Genomic DNA, 22,507 nt, shown 5'->3' on the forward strand with positions numbered 1-22,507 from the left:
CTTTTTGAACAATACTTTTTCGACATTTTTTTCGTAAAGAATAAGTATTTTATTCCAGCACAACCGTTTTCCCGATTTTAACGGTATTTCTCTGTTCCTTTGCCGTGTATAACATCCGATCCGCTAGTGGCATAAGATTCCGTACGATGGACTGTTCATAATAGCCCCCAATACTTAAGGTAATATGCAAATCCGGATATTCTTTGAAGCATAGCTGCTCCACCTTTTTACGGATACGCTGAAGCTTTCTGCGGAAAGCCTCCTCTGTGATTTTGGAAAAGCAAAGAATGAATTCATCTCCCCCATAGCGAATCAGTTGGTCCGAGCTTCGAACACAAGATTGAATCAAATCCGCAGAAGATCTCAAAGCCAAATCCCCCACTACGTGACCATAGCCGTCATTTATATCTTTAAAATGATCAATATCAATCATGGCCAGAGCTTGATACTGCTTTTCCTGTACCTTTTCATCATAAAATCTTCTATTCCAGGCCTTGGTAAGACTATCGGCATAGATTGCCATATCCAAATGAGCTATCTTTTCAATCACTCCACCGGTTCCGGAAACCCCCATTAAAGCAGATTCTTCCATGGAAGACACCATTTCAATAACATAAGGCACTCCTTCAATTTCCGTATATTGAGCAATCACAAAATAGATATCATCATCAATAAATTCAAACTTCTCTGCCCGGCCCTTGGTAGACATGGCTTTAGCAACAATACAAAATCTACAATCTCCTCTACGATTCCATCGTGCATCACAAACCGAATGTAGTTCCTCTACGCGGTTTGGGTAAAGCTTTACCACCTTTTTGTTCCACGGGTTAACAATACTGACAGCATGAAATGCGGATGCTAATTCTTTAAGCCGTAACGTAATGGTGTCATAATCCAGATTTAACCATGAATCTGCCCTGTCACTCATTCTTTATCCTTTCTTAAAACTTTCCCCTACTCTGTTCCCCTATATCTAAACTAGTACTACTCCGAACTTAAACATAATACTCTACACTTACACACATCAATACTCTACACACGTCAATCTTCTACACACATACAATCTTCTACACACATACAATCTTCTACACACATACAAAGATTTCTAGCGTTCAAAAAAGTCCTCTTCTTGAATAATTCTTTAATCTTCTTTATGCATCATAGATACCTTCTCCATATTCAAAGTATGAATACCGAAAATTACCCTATCCTGCTTTGAGCGCTCATGAGAACGGATTAAGACGAAACGTTTCCATACATATTCGTTCTTACGATTCTTGCTCCTAAAATACGCTAAAAGAAAATCATTCTCCGCACATTCCACTCTTTCCGCCATAGTGTCAGGATTTAAGAACTGCCAGCATGCTTTCTTATCCTTCGGATAGACTTTGTTTTCCACAAACTTTTCGATTTCTCCCCGAAGATTACTACTCTCATGAACTCCTTCATAGATTTCGTTGACATAAACCGGATTTAATATATTCTGCTTTAAGTCAAAAACAAAAACCATATCATAGACGGTATATAGTGGACTTAATGCCTCCTGAAACTCCTTATTCTTTTGAAATCTTCTGATATTGGACAGGATATCCAAGCGCACCAAAAAAATATTTTTCTCTCCTTTTCTGGCTACCAATCTGGTCTGGAATTGACAATGCCTGCCTCCGGATAAAAAATCCATGGCTTCAATTCGTCCGGATTCCTTGGCTACATCCATAATATCCCGCATTTTATCCGTAAAAAGAATAGATCTGTCATTTAACAAATCCTGAAATTGATGAGTTCCCTCATAGCCCAGCTCCAAAAGATTCTTTCGATATGGCTTGGTAAAATTCAAGTGTTTTAATACCCCATCCATCTCCGACATAACCGCCACCGGCTGACCTGTTTCAAAGCCATGAATGCTGGGGGAAGAATCGGAGCGCTCCAAGTCAAAGGGAATGGGACTGATGATATTGACAAAACCGATTTCATCGTACAGATAACAATCTTCTTCCGTCTCCATTTCACAGTTTTCTTTCGTGGAAGCAAACCACTCCTTCATGGGTTCAGGTCTGGCAAAATAATAGCCCTGCATTCTTTCACAACCTGCCACCTTTAAAAAACGATATTGCTCTTCCGTTTCCACACCTTCCGCTACCGTATGAATCCCGATTTCCTTCGCCATATACAGAATAGAAGAAATGATTATAAGAGACTTTTTCCCCATATCACTGAGGAAACGCATATCAATTTTAAAGGTATCAAACTCAAACTCCTTCAAAAGATTTAAAGAGGAATATCCGGAGCCGAAATCATCCATCCATACCTTATAGCCCAGAGTGTGCAATTCTCTTACCGTATCCTTCATATAGGCTTCATTTTCCATTACGGCACTTTCCGTAATTTCAATATGAAGATAATTTCTCGGCAAGGAATTCCTTTCCATGATTTTTTCCATCTCTTGAAGAAGTTTAGGCACATCAAAATCCAGGCGGGAAAAGTTCATTGAAATCGGTACGATAAACTGTCCTCGTCTTCTTCTTTCTCCAAGCTCCCGACATATCGTTTCCATTACATATCGGTCCAGAAGATGTATCTTTCTTTTTTTCTCCAGCACGGGTATAAACTCCCCCGGAGAAATCATCCCATATACCGGATCTATCCAACGGGATAGAGCTTCCGCTCCGCAAACACGCTTTGATAATCCACGAATATTGGTCTGCAAATACACCTGAATCCATTCTTTTTCAATGGCTTCTTCGATATGGTTTTCTATATAGCTTTCCAGTTCCTTATCCTTGGGTTTTCTCAGTGACATCCTTCCACTCCTTTATCCTATCAAAAGATTTTCGTCTTTAAACGGATAAATCATAAGTATAAAAGCATAAGATTTCCCCTTACTTTTCATAAAAAACAAAAGCTATGCTTCTTACCGGATTATCGAACTATTGCAGCAGATCCTTCACAATTTCTCCCCCCATAATTAAACCTACCACAGGAGGAACAAAAGCAACGGAACCGGGGATGGACCGTTTTCCCTTCGCTTTAGGAATCTCCAAATCCGCTCCGGCTTCCTTCGCTTTAGCAATCTCCAAATCCGCTCCACTGTTTTCAGTGTGAGGAAGCTCTGAAACCGTTTGCACTTCTTCCTCTTGTTCTATGGACTCTATGGGTTTCCTGGGCATTTCTTCGGAATACACCACCTTCAGGCTTTCTATTCCTCTTTTTTTACATTCTCTTCTCATTACCTTGGCCAGAGGACAAATCTTAGTTTCATACAGATCCGCCACCTTAAACCCGGCAGGATTCAGCTTATTGCCTGCTCCCATGGCGGAAATAATCGGCACACCGGCTTCCTTGGCCGCTTCAATCAAAGACAGCTTTGCTGCCACCGTATCCACTGCATCCACCACATAATCATAAGCAGAAAAGTCAAACTGATCTTTGGTTTCCGGTAAATAAAAACAGCGAAAAGCCCGGACTTTACAGTCCGGATTGATGGAATGAATTCTTTCCTCCGCAATCTCCACTTTGGCTCTTCCTACGGTATCCCTTGTGGCAATGATTTGTCTGTTCAAATTACTTAAGCAAACCACATCATCATCTACCACATCGATTTGTCCGACTCCGCTTCTCACAAGGGACTCTACACAATAGCCTCCCACTCCGCCGATACCGAAAACAATTACCTTGGCTTTACTTAACTTTTCCACTGCATCAGCCCCAAGCAATCGCTCGGTTCTTGAAAATTGACCTTCCATCCTTACTCCCCAACCCAAAATTTTATTCTGCCTGCAAAAACGACAGTCTGCTCCTGATTTTCCTTCCTAAAGCCAGTGCCAAAAAGACCTTGATGGCATCCGGAAGAATAAAGGGAAGCACGCCTACCGATAATGCCTTACCAAAATCCATAGACAAAACCTTTCCCAACCATAAAGTCCCCAGTAAATAGCAGAGAACAATACCGAAGGCCAAGCCCAGATACTGTTTTACAAAGCTTTTGGAAAAACGCTCCACAGCAAAGCCGCCAAAAAAAGCAAGGAAAATCATGCCGATTAAATAGCCTCCTGTCGGTCCCAGTAGCTTTTCCACACCGGCACCATAATTCGAAAAAACCGGTAAGCCGATGAAGCCCAGCAAAAGATATAAAAGGTAAGAAAGCATTCCCAGATTTCTTCCTAGAATCGTTACCGATAAACATACTGCAAAGGTGCCTAAGGAAATCGGCACAGGTCCGATATTAATGGAAATCGGCGATAAGATACAGCATACCGCCGTCATAATAGCCGTTAGACTCATTTGCTTTACAGAAATAGCTTTCATACTTTTCCTTCCCTTCCCTAGAAAATTGCTTTTCCCTTGAATATTACTTTTGCCTTCAATGTTACTGAATACTTTAAACTGCTTAATCCTCCCGGACGCAGTTCTTTTCGCTAAGGAAAGTCAATAAAAACTTTCCTGTGCCTTTTAATGACCACTGTCCCTCTTCCGCAGGGAGGAAATAGCTTTCTCCCTTTTTTACAAAGCACTTGGATTTCTGTCCCTTGGAAGAGTAAGTTTCCTCTTTATACTCCGGAGAACCATCCGGATGCTTTTCCTTAGCATGCTTAGTTTCTACGGTAAGTACCCCTTCTCCCTCCAAAACCAAGAGAGAAAGGAAGCTCTCTTCCGTGAGTTTTCCGCTGTAGAAAGCATTTTCCTCTAAGAAAAGTCTGTCTACTGTAAAATATTCGCAGGAACCGATTTGTTCCAGGTAGATGTTTTCTCCTGTCGCGCTTTCTCCTGCCGCCTTTTCTCCTGCCGCCTTTTCTCCTACCGGCTTTTTCCCTTGCTTTTTGAATGCTTCTTGCCTATATGCGGAAAGCTGTTTTCGGTTCATCACCTCTAAAGCCTTCTCCACATGCAGTTCTCTTGTATTTCCCTGGGCATCTTTTCTTCCATAATCGTAAACTCTGTAGGTCAGATTGGAATTTTGCTGTACTTCCGCAAGCAGGATACCTGCTCCGATGGCGTGTACGGTTCCTGCCGGAATGAAAAATACATCCCCCGGTTCTACCATCACCTTACAAAGAAGAGAAGGAAAGTTTTCCGCCTCTATCGCTCTTCGGATTTCTTCTTCCGTATAGTCTTTTTGAAATCCGAAATACAGGAAAGCGCCTTCCTCTCGTTCCAAGACAATCCACATCTCTGTTTTGCCGTATTGCCCCTCCCGGGATAAAGCAAAGCTGTCATCGGGATGTACCTGGATGGACAAGGCTTTCTTTGCATCAATCAGCTTAATCAGCGTTGGAAAAAAGGGAAAGGCTTTTCCAAAGCTTCCCACTGCCTCAGGATGGTATTTTAGATATTCGGCAAAGCTTTCTCCTTCAGAAGAACTTTCCTCTTCGGAAAAACTCTCTCCTTCGGAAGATTCCTTTCCCTCGGAGCAAACCTTTCCTTCAGAAGATTCCTTTCCCTCGGAGCAAACCTCCCCTTCAGAAGATTCCTTTCCTTCGGAACAAAGCTCTTCTTCAGAAAAACTGATACGGCTGTCTCCATCCGAATGGGCGGAAAGCACCCAAGCCTCCGCAAGGGGAGTGTTGGGGGAGGATATCCCGTATTTCCGAATCAACTTTTCTCCTCCCCACAAATACTGTTTACAAGCCGGATGAATTTTTCCTATTGCCATAAACCATTTTCCTTCCTAAGTACTTCTCCCGGATTAGTTCCTTCGGGATCCCTCTATGGGCTTACTCCCGGGCCGTTATTACTGTCTCGCTCTCCCAGGTAATTTCCCGGTCCCGGACCGCTATAGAAGGGAGATCCTTCTCCGCTCTTACTTTCGAGAGTTTCTTCTTCCTTCCTGGGCAGGCTTCGAACACGGCGGATGGCCGCATCCAGCTGCTGGCTTAAGCTGTAATAGTCTTCACTGCCGTTCAACTCCTGCAAACGTTCGATAGCATCATTAATCAATGCCTCCGTATCTCCGTCTCTATACTCTAAGCTCTGTAAACCGGTCAGAGCGGATAAGAAGGACTCTCGCTTGGCATTCTTCTGCGCCTTTTCCTCCGCTTCCTTTGCCTTACTTTCCGCTATAGATTCCTGTACTCTGGATTCTTCTTCCTTCTTGGCAATGTAAGCATCAATCTCGTCTTTCCATTTATCCTCAATCACCAGGAACTCTTTTTGCTTTGTAAAGAGTCGCTCCTGATATTCCTTTTTGAATTTTTCATCCGTAATATCATTTAAGGAATCCCGGATTTTTCCGAAAAGGGTTCTGGCGGTAAAGACATCCTCCAGCTTCTGAATCTTCATAGCCTCATAGGTCTTGATGTCCTTCTCTATCTGTGCCTTGGTTTCCTTTTCCGCCTTCTTCTTACGATTCTCTTCGCCTCTTTGCTTTGCGGTCTTGGAAACGTAGTCTGTAATGCCGGACTTTTCATCCGCCTCTTTGACTACAGTATCCGGCACTTCCCAATCCTCCGGCTCCAGATCCTCATGAAGAATATCCATGGTGTTTTTCCAGATTTTTCCGGCATAGGTGGCACCGTAGATTCCCGGCATTTCCACCGGCATATCATGGCCAACCCAGATTGCCGCACTGTAATATTTGGTATAGCCGCAGAACCAGGTATCCTTGGAGCCGTTGCTGGTTCCGGTTTTTCCCGCTGCCGGCATCTTGTTTTTCAGCTGTAAACCACGGCCGGTACCATACTCCGTATTCATGGTTCCCTTCAAAATGTCCGTCATAATAAAGGCGGTATCTTCTCGGAAAACCTGGGTATTCTGGATGGTCTTCTCATCCGCCACCACGCCGTCTTTATCGGATTCAATCTTGATAATGCAGGTTTTATTGCTGTATACGCCCCCATTGGCCAAGGTGGAATAACCCTTCGCCATATCCACCACACGAAGGCCGTTGGTAAAGCCGCCGATGGAAACTGCCAGGGCATCATTATCCTTCACGCTGATTCCGGAAAAATGCATTTTCTCCAAATAATCCAAACCGTTCTGAATGCCGATGCCGTCCAAAATCTGCCAAGCCACCGTATTTAAGGAACGGTTGGCCGCCTCTCTCATGGTCACCGCCCCATAGTAGTTGCCATCGGAATTAGAGGGTCCGTTTTCAAACTTGTGATCGTCAATAACGGAAGCCGCATTGTACTCTCCAAGATCCAAGGCCGGTGCATAATCCAGCAAAGGCTTAATCGCGGAACCGGGCTGACGATAGCTTAAGTAAGCACGGTTATATTTGTCCTCGGTGCCTCTTCCTCCAACGGTAGCCACCACATAACCTGTTTTATTGTCAATGATTACGCCGGCTCCCTGCATGGAAAGCTTTCCGTTTTCCTGCACCTCCTGGAACTTGGACAGCCCCTTGTCCAGCGTTTCCTGTAAAATGTTTTGGATTTTAGGATCCAGGGAGGTATAGATTTTGTATCCTCCCGCCCGAAGCTCCCGATTGTAAAAATTGTATTGTTCCTCGTACTGATCCTGATAAGCTTCCTTATCTGCCTGGGTTTCAAAATGATAGGTAAAGGGGAATTTATTAACCTCCATCATACGGATGGTAGCCGCATAGAGAGCATAGGAGTTCATATAATCCTCATCCGTACCCTTCTGCACATTTTGGGAAATCTGTAAAGGCTTTCCGATGGCCTCCTCATATTCCGCCTCTGTAATATATCCCACTGTCTCCATAGACTTTAATACCTGATTTCGCTTCTTTAAAGCCAAATCCGGGTGGCGCACCGGTTCATATCGGGAAGGTGCGTTGGAAATCCCTGCCAACATCGCCGCTTCTTCCACCGTTAAGTCCTTTGCAGGCTTTTCGAAGTAATACTGGCTGGCAGCTTCCACTCCGTAGCAGTTATTTCCGTAGAAGTTGGTATTACAGTAAATCTCCATAATGTCGGCCTTGCTGTACATCTTCTCCAGCTCTTGCGCCAACATGATTTCTACAATCTTTCTGGTAAAGGTTTTCTCCTGGCTTAGATAGGTATTCTTCACCACCTGTTGGGTAATGGTAGAACCGCCCTGGGTGATTCTTCCCCGATTTTTGACCAGCTGAAAAACCGCACGAAGTGTGGCCTTATAATCCACTCCGTGGTGAGTTTTAAAATTTCTATCCTCCTGGGCGATGTAGGCATTTTGCAGATTCGGGGAAATGTCTTCGATTTTATCGTACACAAAATGCCCGGCATTAATGGTGCCAAGCTGCTGTCCGTCTGTATCAAAAACCACCGTATCCGCTCTCTTGGTTAAATCCTTTAAATTGCTGCCTGCCAGCTTATCATAGGCAATCCCCCGGAGACGATTCACCTCCGGACGGATAAAAATCACATAGCCCAATACAGAAAGCACAAACAGAAACAAAACACTGCCCAGAAACAGCCTCCGGATAAAGCGAAAGGCAGAGGATTTCTTCTTTCCTCTCTTATGTCCTCTTTCTCCTTCTCTTATCTCTCTTCCCATTCTTGAACCTCATATTCCAACAATATGTCTGTTAATTTAGCAAAACTGTATTTCTTATCCCTTCTATTTCTCTCCGGAATTTTAACAAAAATTCTGTGGAGAATCAGAAAAAATATTGAAAGAACTTCTTAGGATATGACAAATTTCTCTTAAACTCGTTACTTCTTTATCCAAATCCGCCTATAAAAAATAGCGGATTGCAACTTTCGGAAAATCAAAGAATCGGCACAAAGCTCTTTTGAACCCTGTGCCGAAGCCTTATTTCGCGTAATCTACCGCTCTTGACTCTCTGATGATGTTTACCTTAATCACGCCGGGATACTGCATCTGCTCCTGAATCTGCTGAGAAATGTTTCTGGCCATAATGGTCATATCATCATCACTCACCTCTTCCGGAACTACCATAATGCGAACCTCTCGTCCCGCCTGTACCGCAAAGGATTTCTCTACTCCGTGATAAGAGTTGGCAATCTCTTCCAATTCCTTCAAACGGTTGGTATAGGTCTCCAAAGCCTTTCTTCTGGCTCCCGGTCTTGCTGCGGAAATGGCATCCGCTGCCGCCACGATGAAGGAAGTCAAGGATGTGGGCTCCGTTCCGCCGTGGTGAGATGCCACAGCATTGATAACGGGTTCGGGCTCATGGTATTTCTGACAAAGTTCAATACCAAGATCCACATGGGTTCCTTCTACTTCATGGTCAATGGCCTTTCCAATATCATGGAGAAGACCGGCACGCTTAGCCATACGAACATCCAAGCCCAGCTCCTGCGCCAAAAGGCCGGAAATCTGTGCTACTTCTATAGAATGCTGTAAAGCGTTCTGACCAAAGGATGTACGGAACTTCATTCTTCCCAAAAGGAATACCAGCTCCGGATGCACACCGTGAACCCCCAGCTCCAGGAGAGTAGACTCTCCCTCTTCCTTAATGCTGTCGTGCACTTCCTTACGACTCTTCTCCACCACCTCTTCAATGCGAGCAGGGTGAATTCTGCCGTCTACAATAAGCTTTTCCAGTGCAATTCTGGCTACTTCTCTTCGAATCGGGTCGAAACCGGACAGCACTACTGCCTCCGGTGTATCGTCGATAATCAACTCCACTCCGGTCAGTTGCTCTAAAGTGCGGATATTTCTACCCTCACGACCGATGATTCTTCCCTTCATTTCATCGTTGGGAAGCTGTACAACGGAAACGGTAGACTCTGTTACCTGGTCTGCCGCACAACGCTGAATAGCCTCTACGATATATTCTCTGGCGGTTTTCTCCGCCTCTTCCTTGGCTCTGGCCTCATATTCCCGAATATATAAAGCGGTATCGTGCTTAATACTTTCCTCTACGGAATGCAACAATTCCTGTCTGGCCTGATCCTTGGTTAAGCCGGAAACTCTTTCCAGCTCAATCAGCTTCTGGCTATGAAGCTGTTCGATTTCCCCTTCCCTGGTCTGTAATCCTTCCTCTTTTCTCTGGAGATCCGATTCCTTCTTCTCTAAACTTGCCGCTTTCTTCTCGGAGCTTTCTTCCCTTTTCAAAATTCTCTTCTCAAGGTCGGAAATTTCTCTTCTACGATCCTTAATTTCCTTATCCAGCTCATTCTTAGCCTTCAGTGCTTCTTCTTTTGCTTCTAGTAATGCTTCTCTCTTCTTGTTCTCCGCAGTGCGAATGGCATCATCAATAATCTCCCTGGACTTTTCCTCAGCTGTTCCTACCTTCCGAGCATAATTGGTTTTTTCTTTATTCTGTCCAAGGATGAACATGATTGCCCCCACCACTGCCGCCACAATCACAATGATGGCGATTCCCAATGGGTTCAATGTCTGTACCTCCTTCACTATTCTTTTGTTAATGTACAAATATGTGAAGCAAAGCAGGGTTGGCCACGCCAAAAATCCCTTGCAAAAATCTCTCTGTTACCATATTCAACCTTTTAACAAGCTTATTTTAAGGGATAGAAATACTTGTGTCAATGAGAACTATTTCCTGTACCGGCTTCAAAAGGTCTCCGGCGCCGGCTTCGAAACTATCTTCGTACAAGCTCTATACCTACTGAAATACCGCCAACATTTTTTGAGAGAGACTTTCTCCGATTCCCATAATGTTATTCAGGAATAAAATTTCTTCAATGCCTTTTTCCCTGATCAGGGAGGAAGCATTTCCCTGATAATGCCGGTAGTCCACCACATAAACGTCCCGGTAATCTTGTGCCAAAAGAGGCACAAAAGCATTTCCATAGGAATCCTTTAAGACCAAAATGCTCTTCTTTCGAGGAGCCCCTTCATTATGGATTTCCACATAGCCATGATCTCCCAGCATAAAACAGTTGTATTTATTTCCGGGAAGCATTTGGCTGGCATCATTAATCAACTTTCCTTCCTGAAGATTTCCCTTGCTGTCGGTATATTGCATGGTATTCATGCTCCCCTGATAAGCCGTTACCTGATCGGGATGCCCCTTTAAACTTTCCGGACGATTCATAAAGAAGTAAAAGGTTCCGTAAAATTCCGGGAAATCCAGCTTTTGATAGTCAGACAAAGGCTTGGTGCTGTAGCCCATACTTTTGCAATATTCCTGATAGCCGTAATACGCTCCAAGCTGTGTCCAGTGATGATCCGTTCGGAAATAGATGTATTCCTTTTTGTGTGCGGAAAGAGCGTCAAAAACATTTACCGTATTGACTCTTTTATCCATCAGGCTGTAGCTATAGGCAATGGCCTGATCCATCCCGGAGGAAGCCAGCTTTTCCTGCACCTTCGGATCCAAGATCACGCCAAAGGAATTGGGCACAATCATGGCGCTAAGCTTCACCTTGGGAAACATGGCCTGCACCGTATTTAATAAAGAAGCGTGGGCACGAACCGCCTTTTCACTGAAATAATACAGCTCATAGGCAGAATCTCCGTTCAGATAAAGACTTCCAATCTGTTCTCCGGCTACATTTTCCGCCTTATCCGCCTTTTTAATCTGCAGATTTCCCTCCGCATCCGTTTCAAAATTACTGTTTTCTTCTTTTTCTTTCGTTGAGCCTTGCTTTGCATCGGAGCTTTGCTTTACTTCCCCGCTTTGCTTAGCTTCCGCCTCTTCCTGCCTTTCCTCTGTTCCTTTTCCTTCTTCTGGCTGCTCTTTTCCTTCTTTCTTATCCCGGGCATCCGACTTTCTTTGGCTCTCCCCATCGGATTCCTTTTTCTCTGTTCCGTTCTCCTGCAGGCCTTCCCCATCCTTCTTCAACGCGAAGGTCTCCGCCATTGCGCCTTCTCCGGTGGGAATTTCTTCTTTGACCTGCTCGGCAGCTCCGTAAATCTGCTCTCCCTGCAAGCCGTAGAAAGCCTTTGTTTTCGAAGCCAAAAGCATCCACTCCTCTTTTCCCGGATAGCTGTCCTGATACCAGGATGTGATATCCCGGAAATAGCTTCCCGCAAAAAGTCCCTGCAAGGAAAATGCGGGAAACTGCTTCAGTTCTCTTTTTTCCGCATCGGAATATCGCGGTCTTAAGGGGAGAAGTATACCCAGCACAAAAAGGCAGCACAAGAGCCCCATCATAGCCAACGAAAATACCTTGGCATAGGGAAAATCCTTCCCGGACTTTTCCGGACTCGTCTCTTCCCTGCTCTTCGCTTTAGGAGTTTCCACTTCTGTAGATTTATCTTCCGTCAATTTTTCTTCCATAATCTTTTCTTCTGTGATTTGTTCTTCTGTAATTTGTTCTTCTCTTCCCCGACTATCCATTCCCCTCTACTCCCTGTACGATAAGTCTTATCCTCTACGCATTTGCCATTCTTTCCTTTTGAAAAATTCGGAAAATTCTTCACTAAAATTGATTATACAAAAACGGCATATAGCTCTGCCCTGCCATAAGAGCGAAGGACAAGAGCAAAAAGGCAATCGCCGCCAAAAGCTTTCCCCAGAAATACAGCTGTTCCGCATGGTCTAAGAAGAAAATGCTAAGCTTTGTTCTTCTTTGGATTCTTCGAAGGATTTTCTCATGGCGGAGCAAGTCCTCCTGATTTTCCTGACTAAGCTCAGCTTCTGCCTCTTCTGCAAGTGAAATAGCTTCTTCCTTTTGCACTTCCGTTTCCCCGGATATTTCCTCAGGGCGAGGAGCACCTTCCCCGTCCAAGCTAAGCTTTAGCATAGGATATTTTTCTTCAGGGAATAAATCCTTCCTATCGGAAGAAGCAGCAAAAATCGACTCATCTGCTGTAGCTTCCGGAACTCCTTTCAAAGCAGCTTCCCCGGCATCTATCGCCGCTACTTCCGGGGTATCTACTACAGCTTCCGGAGAATCTGTCCCTGCTTCCGGAGAATCTTCCTCCGAATCCTCCATGCCGTAAAAGCCCAAACTTGCTCTTTTCTTCCTTGCCAAACGGGATTTTCCCCGGAACAGAAGCTTCTGCCATTCTTCCTCTAAGCTACTCAAAAGATTACCCGAAAAGAGAATAGCTACAAGAAGAAGAAAAATGTTGCTCTTTACAATCAGCAGGGTTTTTCCGTCCACTAAAGCCAGGCTCTTCGGCAAGGTATGAAGCCACAGGATATTTTTCAGGCTTTGGAAATCGGAAAAGCGGAAAAGAATCCAGGAAAAATACAACACCACCAGGGTATAAACGTGCTGTAAGCATCTCAGAACAAAGGAGAAATTTCCTCCTTCTGATTTTTTCATTCTTTTCCACAGCTTCTTACAGCAAAGCTCCAGCAGGATAAAAACAAAGAAATACAGCCCCCAAAGAATGAAATTTGCCGTGGAACCATGCCAGATTCCGGTTAATACCCAAATCAAGAGCAGGTTTCTCACCTGTAAAGGAAAGGGAACTCGATTTCCTCCCAGCGGAATATAAACATAGTCCCGGAAAAACATGGATAGTGAAATATGCCAGCGTCTCCAGAAGTCTCGAATGGAACGGGCACTATAGGGTGCCTGAAAGTTTTCCGGAAGGGTAAAGCCACAGATTTCCCCGATTCCTATAGCCATATCCGTATAGGCGGAAAAATCCAAAAAGATCTGCAGCATATAGGAAATACCGGAAAGGAAGACTGCCAGAAAGGAAAATGACGGAGAAGAAGACTGTAGCATAGAAGCATTTTTCAGACTGTCCAAGCTAAGAACTTCTACTGAAAGGGAGCCCAGCGCATCCGCCAAAGCCAGCTTTTTCCAAAGGCCGAAGGTAAATCGGAATAGACCGTGGGAAAAGGCTTCATAGGAAAATGCACGATTTTTGATTTCTTCCCGTATTTCCGAATAACGAAGAATCGGTCCCTGAGAAAGCACCGGAAAGGCAAAGGCGAAAAGGGAAAAGGAAAAAATGTCCTGCTCCGCCTCCTTTCCCTGATAGCAATCGTAAAGGTAAGCTATAAAGCGGAAGCTGTAAAAGGAGATGCCAAAGGGCATCCAGCCCTTCACCATTTTCGGTAGGAAAGGTAGAGCTGCACTGTACTTGAAAAAAGCTAGAGGCAGGAGAATTCCCGCTAAGGATAGGAAAAATATTTTTTTCTTTTTCCCTTCCGTGGCCCTTTCCAAAGCTTTTCCCATAAAAAAAACAAAAAGGGTAAAAAAGCAAAGAAAGGCTACTGCCAAAAGTCCCTGAAAAAGCAAGAAGAAGCAAGATGCCAGGAAAAACACCGCATTTTTCCAAGCAAGTTCCTTCTTCCCGAAATACAAAACAAAAAACAGGGGGAGAAATCCCGCCACAAAGATCATTTGCGAAAACTGCATATTGCAAACCTTTCCCTTGTCAATTTTCTAAAAATCCGTTATACTCAATGAGCTTCGGGGGCAATGAAGCTTGGGCCCCACGCAATGGGAGATACCGAACCGTGTCAGGATGGGAACATAGCAGCACTAAGGTAAACCTTTCATGTGCCGTGGGTTATCCTGGGTGGAGTTCCCGAAGTTTTTTATTTACCAAGATATGATAGCAAATTTTTTCGCTGTCATATTCCTTACGATGCAGTGCTATACTGCGTTGTTCCTTTCTTAATCCTTAATGCGATACACCTGTAAGGCATTCTCCGTGGTTTTTCGAATCACTTCTTCCTCTGAAATTCCCTTTAATTCCGCCAGACAGGAAACCACATAGCGAAGGTTTCCGGAATGATTTCTGCTTCCTCGAAGAGGAACCGGACTCATGTAAGGGCAATCCGTTTCCAAAACAATGTGGTTTAGAGGAATCTCCGTCGCCACCTGCTTTAACTTCTTGGCATTGGAAAAGGTCAGTACGCCGCCGATGCCTACCATCATGCCCAAATCGATGAATTGTTTAGCTACTTCTACCGGGTAGGAAAAGCAATGCACAATTCCCCCATTGACATAGCCCCTATGGTCTCTAAGTAAATGGTAGGTGTCCATAGCTGCATCCCGGGAATGGAGCACTACCGGAAGGTTTCTTTTCCTGGCCAGCTCCAGCATGGCAATAAAGCAGTCCTTCTGCACCTCCGGATCCGGATTGAACGCTTGCATCTCCGTAATTTCCCCTTTGGCAAAGGCCTCTGCCTCCTGCTCTTTTTCTACCCTGGAGCGCTTATCTATCCGAAAATAATCCAGTCCTATCTCCCCCATAGCCACCACTTCCTTTTCCTGGCTCAGGGTATAAATCTCAAGCAGCGATTCTTCCGTAAGCTCATCCGCATTTTCCGGATGAAAGCCAACTACTGCATATTTTTGAAGTCCCGGAATAAAAAGCTCTCTCGCTAAACGAATAGCCTCCTTGGAGCTTTCCAGGTTATAACCGATTTCACAAATCCGGTCCACCCCCTGTTCCGGAAGGGAGCGGAGCAATGCCTCTCTGTCTGACCCATAGGATTCATCATTGTAGTGGCAATGGGTATCAAAAATCATCTTCTTCTCCTTTTTGATTTCTGTTTTCCTTACATACTTTATATTCTTTTTAATTATTCTTGGTACTTATTCTTTGTGCTTATTCTTGCGCTTATTCTTGGTGCTTATTCTTCGCACCGTTCTTCGGATAATCTTATGACTATTTTCCGGACGATTCCTACGCCGTAATCTTTGCCCCTAAGTAAATCAAAAGATAGAAAAAACCAAGATGCAAAGGATAATACACGTAGAAGAAACGACTGAGGGAAATTCGCCCCTTTTCACCATTGTAAAAGGCAATCGGAAGAAAGCTCAATGCTGCAAAACAGTAGCTTCCATAGGACAGAGCCGCTGACAGCGCAGCCCCTGAAGATAGGCGCAATGCCTTTTCTTTTCGAAAGTTATACAGTGCGGCAATCAGGAAAATGCCCAGTGCCCCGTAGTCTGCCCGAATCAGCTCCGCAATGGCGGCACAGGACAGCACCGCAGCCCATTTGTAGAAAACGTTCTTCCGAAAACGATGCATCCCCTCCATGCACAGCACGCCCAATGCCAGAGTAAAACCGATATTTTGAACGGTAAAATTATAGACCTGATTAAAAAATGCCAGGTCAAAGGGCACTTCCGAGACTATGCCCATCAAAAGCAGTCTGAAAAAATACTTCTTTCGGTCGTGGCTATGACGGAAGCCTTCTGTCAGGAGAAAGGCATAAATCGGAAAGGCCAGTCTGCCGATAATCCGAAAGATTCTATAGATTTGGAGCAGTCTGTGCCCCTCCTCTGTTGCAATGGCCATTTGAAAATACTCGGTAGAATAGCCGTAGAGTTTTCCGTTTAAAATTACGATGGCGGCAAAATGGTCTATAGTCATGGAAATAAGGGCAAGGAGCTTCAGCAGAAACGCGGAAACTCCTCCCCCTTTTTTCTTGGTATTTAAAATGGCCTGGTAGTTCGTCATATTATGAAATGCTTGCTCCGGCAGGCATATCCGCCAAAGAAGTCATCAGGGAAAGCTTGCCCTCTTCGTCAATGGCGGAAAGGAGCATGCCTTCGGACTGATAGCCGCAAATCTCTCTGGGGGCAAGGTTGCAAAGCACCATAACCTTCTTTCCTAAGAGATCTTCAGGCTTGTAACTGGACTTAATACCGGAAAGAATCTGTCTTACTTCGGATCCCACCTGTACCTTGAAAAGCAGTAATTTTTTAGACTTCTTCACTTCCTCGGCATGAATAATCTTTCCAATACGGAAGTCACATTTGTCAAAGTCCTCATAGGAAATCTCAGCCTTAAAGGGAATATCAATGCCCTTTTCCAAATCCGTATTGCCCGCTGCCTGAGAGCTTCCTAAAGCACAGGCTGTTTTTGCCGCCTTCTTGGCCTCTTCCTTCTTCTCCTCGGCCTGTGCCTTGGCAATCTGGGCCTCGGTAATCTTTTCTACTTCCTTCTCTACCTCTTTCCAATCCTTTCTCTCAAAGAGAGTCTTGGGGTCCGCCACCACCTTATTGCCGGAGGGGTATAGACCGAAGTCGGAAAGGGAAGCAAAGTCTCTTTCCGTAGTGGAAAGCTGCTCTAAAATCTCCGCTCCTGTGGAGGGCATAAAGCTCTTCAGTAAAGATGCGCCGATGACGATGGATTCTGTCAGGTTATACAGCACGGTTCTTAATCGGTCTGCCTTGCTCTCTTCCTTAGCCAAAACCCATGGCTCTGTCTCATCGATATATTTGTTGGAGCGTCTGAAAATTTCAAAGATTGCGGTTAAAGCATCCGCCACTTTCAGTTCATCCATCTTGGATACGGCAAGCTTTGCCTGCTCCAAAACGGTGTTCTTCAGATCCTGATCCACCGGCTCTGTTACGCCCTTATCCTCCACAATGCCGTCAAAGTACTTATTGCTCATGGAAATGGTACGCTTTACCAGATTTCCTAAAATGTTGGCCAGCTGGGAATTGAAGCGTTCGACCATCAGCTCCCAGGAAATGACACCGTCATTTTCAAAGGGCATTTCATGCATAACGAAGAAACGCACCGCATCCACACCAAAGAGTCTTACCAGGTCGTCGGCATAGATTACATTTCCTCTGGACTTGGACATCTTGGTTCCCTCATCCGACTTGGCGGTAGCAGTAAGTAACCAGGGGTGTCCGAAAACCTGCTTGGGCAGAGGAACATTTAAGCTCATTAAGAAGATGGGCCAGTAAATGGTATGGAAACGAACAATATCCTTTCCAATCAAATGCAGGTCCGCAGGCCAATACTTCTTAAAACGTTCCTGATGCTCTCCGTCCACATCATAACCGATACCGGTAATATAGTTGCTTAGGGCATCCAGCCAAACGTAAACCACATTTTTCTCGTCAAAGTCCACGGGAATTCCCCAGGTAAAGGAGGAACGGGACACGCAAAGGTCCTGTAAGCCCGGCTTTAAGAAGTTGTTCACCATCTCATTTTTCCGGGAAACCGGCTGAATAAACTCAGGATGGCTTTCGATATGCTCCATCAAACGATCCGCATACTTGGACATCTTAAAGAAGTAGGCATCCTCACTGGCCCTCTCCACCGCTCTTCCGCAGTCGGGACATTTTCCGTCCACAAGCTGGGAGTCGGTCCAGAAGGACTCACAGGGAGTACAGTACCAGCCCTCGTATTTTCCCTTATAAATATCTCCGTTCTCGTACATCTTTCGGAACATCTTCTGCACTTGCTTCTCGTGATATTCCTCTGTGGTACGCATGAACTTGTCATAGGAGGTGTCCATCAAATCCCAGATGGTATGAATTTCTCCTACCACCTCATCCACGAATTCCTTGGGAGTCTTCCCCGCATCCTTGGCCTTCCCCTCGATTTTCTGACCATGCTCATCGGTTCCGGTCATGAAAAATACATCATAGCCCTCGTAACGCTTGAAACGGGCAATGGCATCAGCCAGGATAATCTCATAGGTATTCCCGATATGGGGCTTTCCTGAGGCATAGGCAATGGCAGTGGTAATATAATAAGGCTTTTTTTCCATAGACTCTCCTTTATCTCTTTTATCTTCCTCATCCTGCAAAGAACTCTCTTTTCGGCGCTTTTTTCAAATGCCGTTTTTGCAGAAATTTTCTGTTCTTATTCTATATTCTATAAACATTCCTAGTCTAACATAGATTTTTCACTAGTCAATAAAATGTCGTCAGGAAGGGGAAAGAGCGGGGGTGCCTTTTGAAGTATCGAAAACCAGAAAAATACTTGCTCCCCTTTCTACATAGTGATTCTGAAACAGAGGCACGCTCTCGCTAACCTCGCCTTGTAGGGGATACTAAGCGAAAAACTGCAGTTCCTTTGTTTTTCGCAAGTACCCACGGGCTCAGATTGCCTCTTCTTTCAAGGCTATTGGTGGAACTTCGGATTATTCACCTTTCTTTATTATATCAAGGCAAACGGAATGCCGCTCGCTCCGTGAACGATACTCGTTGAGAAATATGCAAAAAGAGCAGCGTCGCCTAGGCAAACACCGCTCTTTGTAGAGTATTTTTTGTTTGGTTTACCGATTTGCTGGTACGCAAATCCTCCGGATTATTCCTCAAAATGCTTATTGAGTAGCTCGTCTACAACGGGAACTGTGATGGTGGATTGGTTCAGTGCCTTGAAAGCCAGCGCCAAGAAAATACAGGTTTTGAAAATGTCAATAGCCTGGGTAATCAAGGACCAAAACGCGGTAATGGCACGAGTACCGTCATTGACATTGATAACGGACAGGGCAGTTCCTATCCATTTAAAGGCATCCGGAACCAAGCCCAAGAGGCTCAGCAGAAAGCTAAAGAAAAGCATCGTTGCTAAAGCCTTCAATGCGGATTTCTTCAACCAAGCATCCTCTTCCATCAGAAAAATATAACCCACAGCAAGTAAAATCGCAGTGTAGTTTCCCAGCACCGCCAGAATATAAACGCCGGCAGCTGCTAAGCCTACAGATACTCCTAATTTTGTTTTCATACTCTTCTTCCTCCATGCCTAACTATGATGCTTTCAGCACACAAACAATTAGTTTCCGTTTACTGCGTTGTCAACAGCATCCTCTGCCTTGTTTACGGCCTGTTCTGCCGCGTTCTCCACATGCTCCGCAGCCTGCTTTGCTGCATCCACAGCACCTTCTGCAGCATTTTCCACCTTATCGGCAGCCTGATTTACAGCTTCCTTTGCATCCGCTGCCACATTCTCTACCGCAGCCTTGCCTTCATTCTTTAAAGCATTCAGCTTTTCCTGAATCTCCGCAATCTTTGCCTGTGCAGCATGAATCTCTTCAATAAAAGCCTTAAAATCCTCTGAAGGAGCATTTTCAAAAACTTCAAAATACTTCTTACCGATTTTGCTGTAAACTGCTGAAATCTTCTTTTCCTCATCATGAATCTGGGAATTGAACTTAGCAGTATCTGCCATTTCCTTTCCCTTTTGCATTACGTCCTGACTTGCATCAGAAAGCTTCTTTCCTAAATCATCAAAAAATCCCATAGTATCCTCCTTTGTCTAGTCATTAATGCCACTTTGTAATCTTAGCATGGAGGTTCTTAAAGCTCAATGAATTTGTTAAAAATATATATTAAGACTACACTTATTCAAAAATTGTATTAAGCCTTAGGATTTTTATGCCCTCTAACCATTGCAGAGTATCACCAATGCTTTCCGCTCCCCTTCTCGGAGAATATCCCAGCCACACCCAGGGCACAGAGCATTTGGAAAACATCAAGACTCCCTTCCAAAAATCACTCTAGCTTTACACCTTCTATTTAAATATAACAAAAAGAGGGTGTAAAAAACACAATTGGAGCTGATTTTCATCCAATATAGGTCTGAAGCAAGGGGCAATCTGAGCCCGTGGGTACTTGCGAAAAACAAAGAAACTGAAGTTTTTCGCTTAGTACCCCTACGAGGCGAAGTTAGCGAGAGCGTGCCCCTGTTTAGACCTATATTGGATGAAAATCTTTCGGTTTTTTACATCCTCTTTATCCTATATTTTAAATTCCGCCACCTGCTTCTCCAGTGCCTTAGCCTCCCGGTTCAGCTCTTCGCTGGCAGCGCCACTTTCCTCTGCAGTTGCGGTATTTCTCTGTACCACATCGGAAATACTGTTAATGCCTTCTCGTACATCGGATACGGCCTTTGCCTGTTCCTCTGTTGCCTTGGCAATTTCATTTACCAAATCATTGACCTGACCGGAGCCCTTAACCACATGCTGCAGGGAAACTGCTGTATGCTCTGCAAGCTTTGCGCCTTCTTCCACGGCCCGTACGGTTTCTTCAATCAGGGTGGTGGTATCCTTTGCCGCATCGGCGGATTTTTGTGCCAGGTTTCCTACTTCATCCGCTACTACTGCAAAGCCCTTACCGTAGCTTCCTGCTCTTGCCGCCTCGATGGCCGCATTTAAAGCCAAAATATTGGTCTGGAAGGCGATATCATCAATGGTCTTGATAATCTTGGAAATTTCACCGGACTTATCGGAAATTTCCTCCATAGCCTTCTGCATCTTCTGCATTTGCTGGTCAGCCTTCTCGACCTCGCCCTGGGTGCTCTGAGCTTCCGCATTGGCAAGCTTGGTATTTTCCGCACTCTTTTCCACATGGTCGGAAATTGCACGAATTCTTTCAGACAACTGCTCTATGCTGCCTGCCTGTTCAATGGAGCCCTGGCTTAAGGACTGGGCACTGTTTGCCACATTTCCTGCAAACTCGGAAACTCTTTCGGAAGAAGTCTGAATATTACCAATCAAATCGGTAAGCTTTCCGGACAAGGCATTTAACGCCGCCTTGATGCAAGCAAATTCTCCATTGTATTCATGCTGTAAGGAAATGGAAAGCTCTCCTTCACTCATCTGATTCAATACCTCAGAAATTTCTCCGATGTAAAGCTTATAATTTTTCAACTGTCCGCCCAGGCTCTCCAAGGACTTAGCCAAAGCGCCAATCTCTGTCTGATCTTTTACGGTAATCTTTTCATCCAAAGCACCCTGAGACATCCTTTCCACAGACTTGGAAAGCTTCACAATGGGGTGAGCAATACGATTTCCTACCAAGACAGCCAAAACCAACATAAAAGCTGCAAAGAGGACAGAGAAAACCGTAAAGGTCAGTTTAAAGCTCTCCAAGCTTCCGTAGATTTCATGATAGCTTGGCACCGCCACGATCTTCCATCCGTTTTCCAGAGTGGTAAAGCCCATTAAAATGGAGGACTTTCCGCTTCCTTCATGAACAAAACCGTGGTCCTTATCCTGCATTTCCTTGAACGCATCGGCATACTTACCGTCTTCAATCTCCTGGAAATTCTCACCGTTTTGATACTGGGCATGGTAGAGGATTTTACCCTCCGAATTGATTAGAAAACTGCTGTCTCCCTCATACTTCTGATTTTTCTTTAACAAATCATCCAAGTAGGCAAAGTCGAAGTCCACACCGGTTACACCATAGTTGTCTCCATTTTTCAGATAGAAGGGAACCACATAGGAAATGATGGTCTTGGAAATGTTGGCATTAAAGTAAGGCTCCATCCAAGTGGCTTTTTTGTTGGCCAAGGGGGTGTAGAACCAGCCTACATGTTCCGTATCACTAGGCTCATAAGCCGCTAAATCTGTAGGGGTAACTGCCTCCAGCTTTCCGTCTCCGTCCGTATCGGTATAAAAGGTTCCGGAAGTACCGTAGGTTAATGCCGGATCGTAACGAACATAAGAAGCTACCAGGCCGGGAATATCCTTGGTGCCATCCACCAAAAGATTATTCATATTGCCCTCAAAGGATTTAAAGTAATCCAAATCCTTTGCCTGAATTTTGTCCTGGTCGGGAATATCTGTTACCGCCAATTCGATAACGCCTATTCTGGTTTCAATTTCAGATAAAATAGTATCCACAGCGCTTCCCATCTGCACTGCTGAGGATTCCATAGCCGCATCTCCCTCTCTTGTGCTCTTTTTTTCCATAAACTGCATGAACACAAAGCCCAGCAAAATAAAAACTACCAGTATCGGTAGTAAGATGGATAAGATAAGCGTATTCCGTAAAGATTTCATTTTCCCTCCTTGGTAAGTTTCTTTCTAATACTTCCATGCCACAAAAAGAAAGAACATTTATAATAATTCTATAAATGGTATCGGCGGAGGGGATTGTGGGTATAAGGGATTTTTAAGACAAAATAGTGTAAGTTTGAAAAACGAGAAAGACTATTAAAAAAGAAGGGATTGTAAAAAAATCAAAACAATTTTCTAAGCAATATAGGTCTGAAATGGGGGCATCCTCTCGCTAGCTTC

The 22,507-nt window shown here is 44.5% G+C and carries 15 protein-coding genes and 1 other RNA gene; 1 reads left to right on the forward strand and 15 read right to left on the reverse strand.

What is annotated here, in order from left to right; translation table 11 throughout:
• Window positions 1-49 precede the first annotated feature (49 nt).
• The 9 genes from HNQ46_RS06210 to HNQ46_RS06250 form a co-directional block, all read right to left on the reverse strand.
• Complete coding sequence (locus tag HNQ46_RS06210; protein ID WP_183683873.1) at window positions 50-928, reverse strand: GGDEF domain-containing protein; 879 nt, start codon at window positions 926-928, stop codon at window positions 50-52.
• 213 nt (window positions 929-1,141) lie between these two features.
• Complete coding sequence (locus HNQ46_RS06215) at window positions 1,142-2,800, reverse strand: EAL domain-containing protein (protein ID WP_183683875.1); 1,659 nt, start codon at window positions 2,798-2,800, stop codon at window positions 1,142-1,144.
• A gap of 127 nt (window positions 2,801-2,927) precedes the next feature.
• A complete protein-coding gene (locus HNQ46_RS06220) occupies window positions 2,928-3,743 on the reverse strand; it encodes a tRNA threonylcarbamoyladenosine dehydratase (RefSeq protein WP_183683877.1) in 816 nt (271 codons plus the stop codon).
• A 22-nt stretch (window positions 3,744-3,765) separates the two neighbouring features.
• Window positions 3,766-4,305, reverse strand: a complete 540-nt coding sequence (locus HNQ46_RS06225; protein ID WP_183683878.1) for a biotin transporter BioY — start codon at window positions 4,303-4,305, stop codon at window positions 3,766-3,768.
• Between the two features lie 82 nt (window positions 4,306-4,387).
• Entirely contained in the window at window positions 4,388-5,650 is a 1,263-nt protein-coding gene (locus tag HNQ46_RS06230) for a type I phosphomannose isomerase catalytic subunit (RefSeq protein ID WP_183683880.1), read from the reverse strand.
• 53 nt (window positions 5,651-5,703) lie between these two features.
• On the reverse strand, window positions 5,704-8,436 hold the full coding sequence (locus HNQ46_RS06235; protein WP_183683882.1) for a transglycosylase domain-containing protein: 2,733 nt from the start codon (window positions 8,434-8,436) through the stop codon (window positions 5,704-5,706).
• 258 nt (window positions 8,437-8,694) lie between these two features.
• Window positions 8,695-10,245, reverse strand: a complete 1,551-nt coding sequence (gene rny, locus HNQ46_RS06240; protein WP_183683884.1) for a ribonuclease Y — start codon at window positions 10,243-10,245, stop codon at window positions 8,695-8,697.
• A 229-nt stretch (window positions 10,246-10,474) separates the two neighbouring features.
• Entirely contained in the window at window positions 10,475-12,154 is a 1,680-nt protein-coding gene (locus HNQ46_RS06245) for a DHHW family protein (protein ID WP_183683886.1), read from the reverse strand.
• Window positions 12,155-12,236: 82 nt separating this feature from the next.
• The gene (locus HNQ46_RS06250) at window positions 12,237-14,138 is read right to left on the reverse strand and encodes an MBOAT family O-acyltransferase (RefSeq protein WP_183683888.1); all 1,902 of its coding nucleotides are present in this window, start codon (window positions 14,136-14,138) and stop codon (window positions 12,237-12,239) included.
• A 68-nt stretch (window positions 14,139-14,206) separates the two neighbouring features.
• Here HNQ46_RS06250 and ffs point away from each other — a divergent pair.
• Window positions 14,207-14,306: signal recognition particle sRNA small type (gene ffs, locus HNQ46_RS06255), an RNA gene on the forward strand.
• Window positions 14,307-14,399: 93 nt separating this feature from the next.
• On the opposite strand, the gene HNQ46_RS06260 is transcribed toward ffs, so the two are convergent.
• From HNQ46_RS06260 to HNQ46_RS06285, 6 genes are all read right to left on the reverse strand, one after another.
• On the reverse strand, window positions 14,400-15,260 hold the full coding sequence (locus tag HNQ46_RS06260) for a TatD family hydrolase (RefSeq protein WP_183683890.1): 861 nt from the start codon (window positions 15,258-15,260) through the stop codon (window positions 14,400-14,402).
• A gap of 157 nt (window positions 15,261-15,417) precedes the next feature.
• Window positions 15,418-16,197, reverse strand: a complete 780-nt coding sequence (locus tag HNQ46_RS06265; protein WP_183683891.1) for a TraX family protein — start codon at window positions 16,195-16,197, stop codon at window positions 15,418-15,420.
• A 1-nt stretch (window position 16,198) separates the two neighbouring features.
• Window positions 16,199-18,250: a methionine--tRNA ligase gene (gene metG, locus HNQ46_RS06270; protein WP_183683893.1), complete on the reverse strand. Its 2,052-nt coding sequence runs from the start codon at window positions 18,248-18,250 to the stop codon at window positions 16,199-16,201.
• A 542-nt stretch (window positions 18,251-18,792) separates the two neighbouring features.
• A complete protein-coding gene (locus HNQ46_RS06275) occupies window positions 18,793-19,209 on the reverse strand; it encodes a hypothetical protein (protein WP_183683895.1) in 417 nt (138 codons plus the stop codon).
• 48 nt (window positions 19,210-19,257) lie between these two features.
• Entirely contained in the window at window positions 19,258-19,725 is a 468-nt protein-coding gene (locus HNQ46_RS06280; RefSeq protein WP_183683896.1) for a hypothetical protein, read from the reverse strand.
• 496 nt (window positions 19,726-20,221) lie between these two features.
• A complete protein-coding gene (locus HNQ46_RS06285) occupies window positions 20,222-22,270 on the reverse strand; it encodes a methyl-accepting chemotaxis protein (RefSeq protein WP_183683898.1) in 2,049 nt (682 codons plus the stop codon).
• Window positions 22,271-22,507: the final 237 nt, after the last annotated feature.

It is taken from the genome of Oribacterium sinus (genome assembly GCF_014202695.1).
GTDB lineage: Bacteria > Bacillota > Clostridia > Lachnospirales > Lachnospiraceae > Oribacterium > Oribacterium sinus.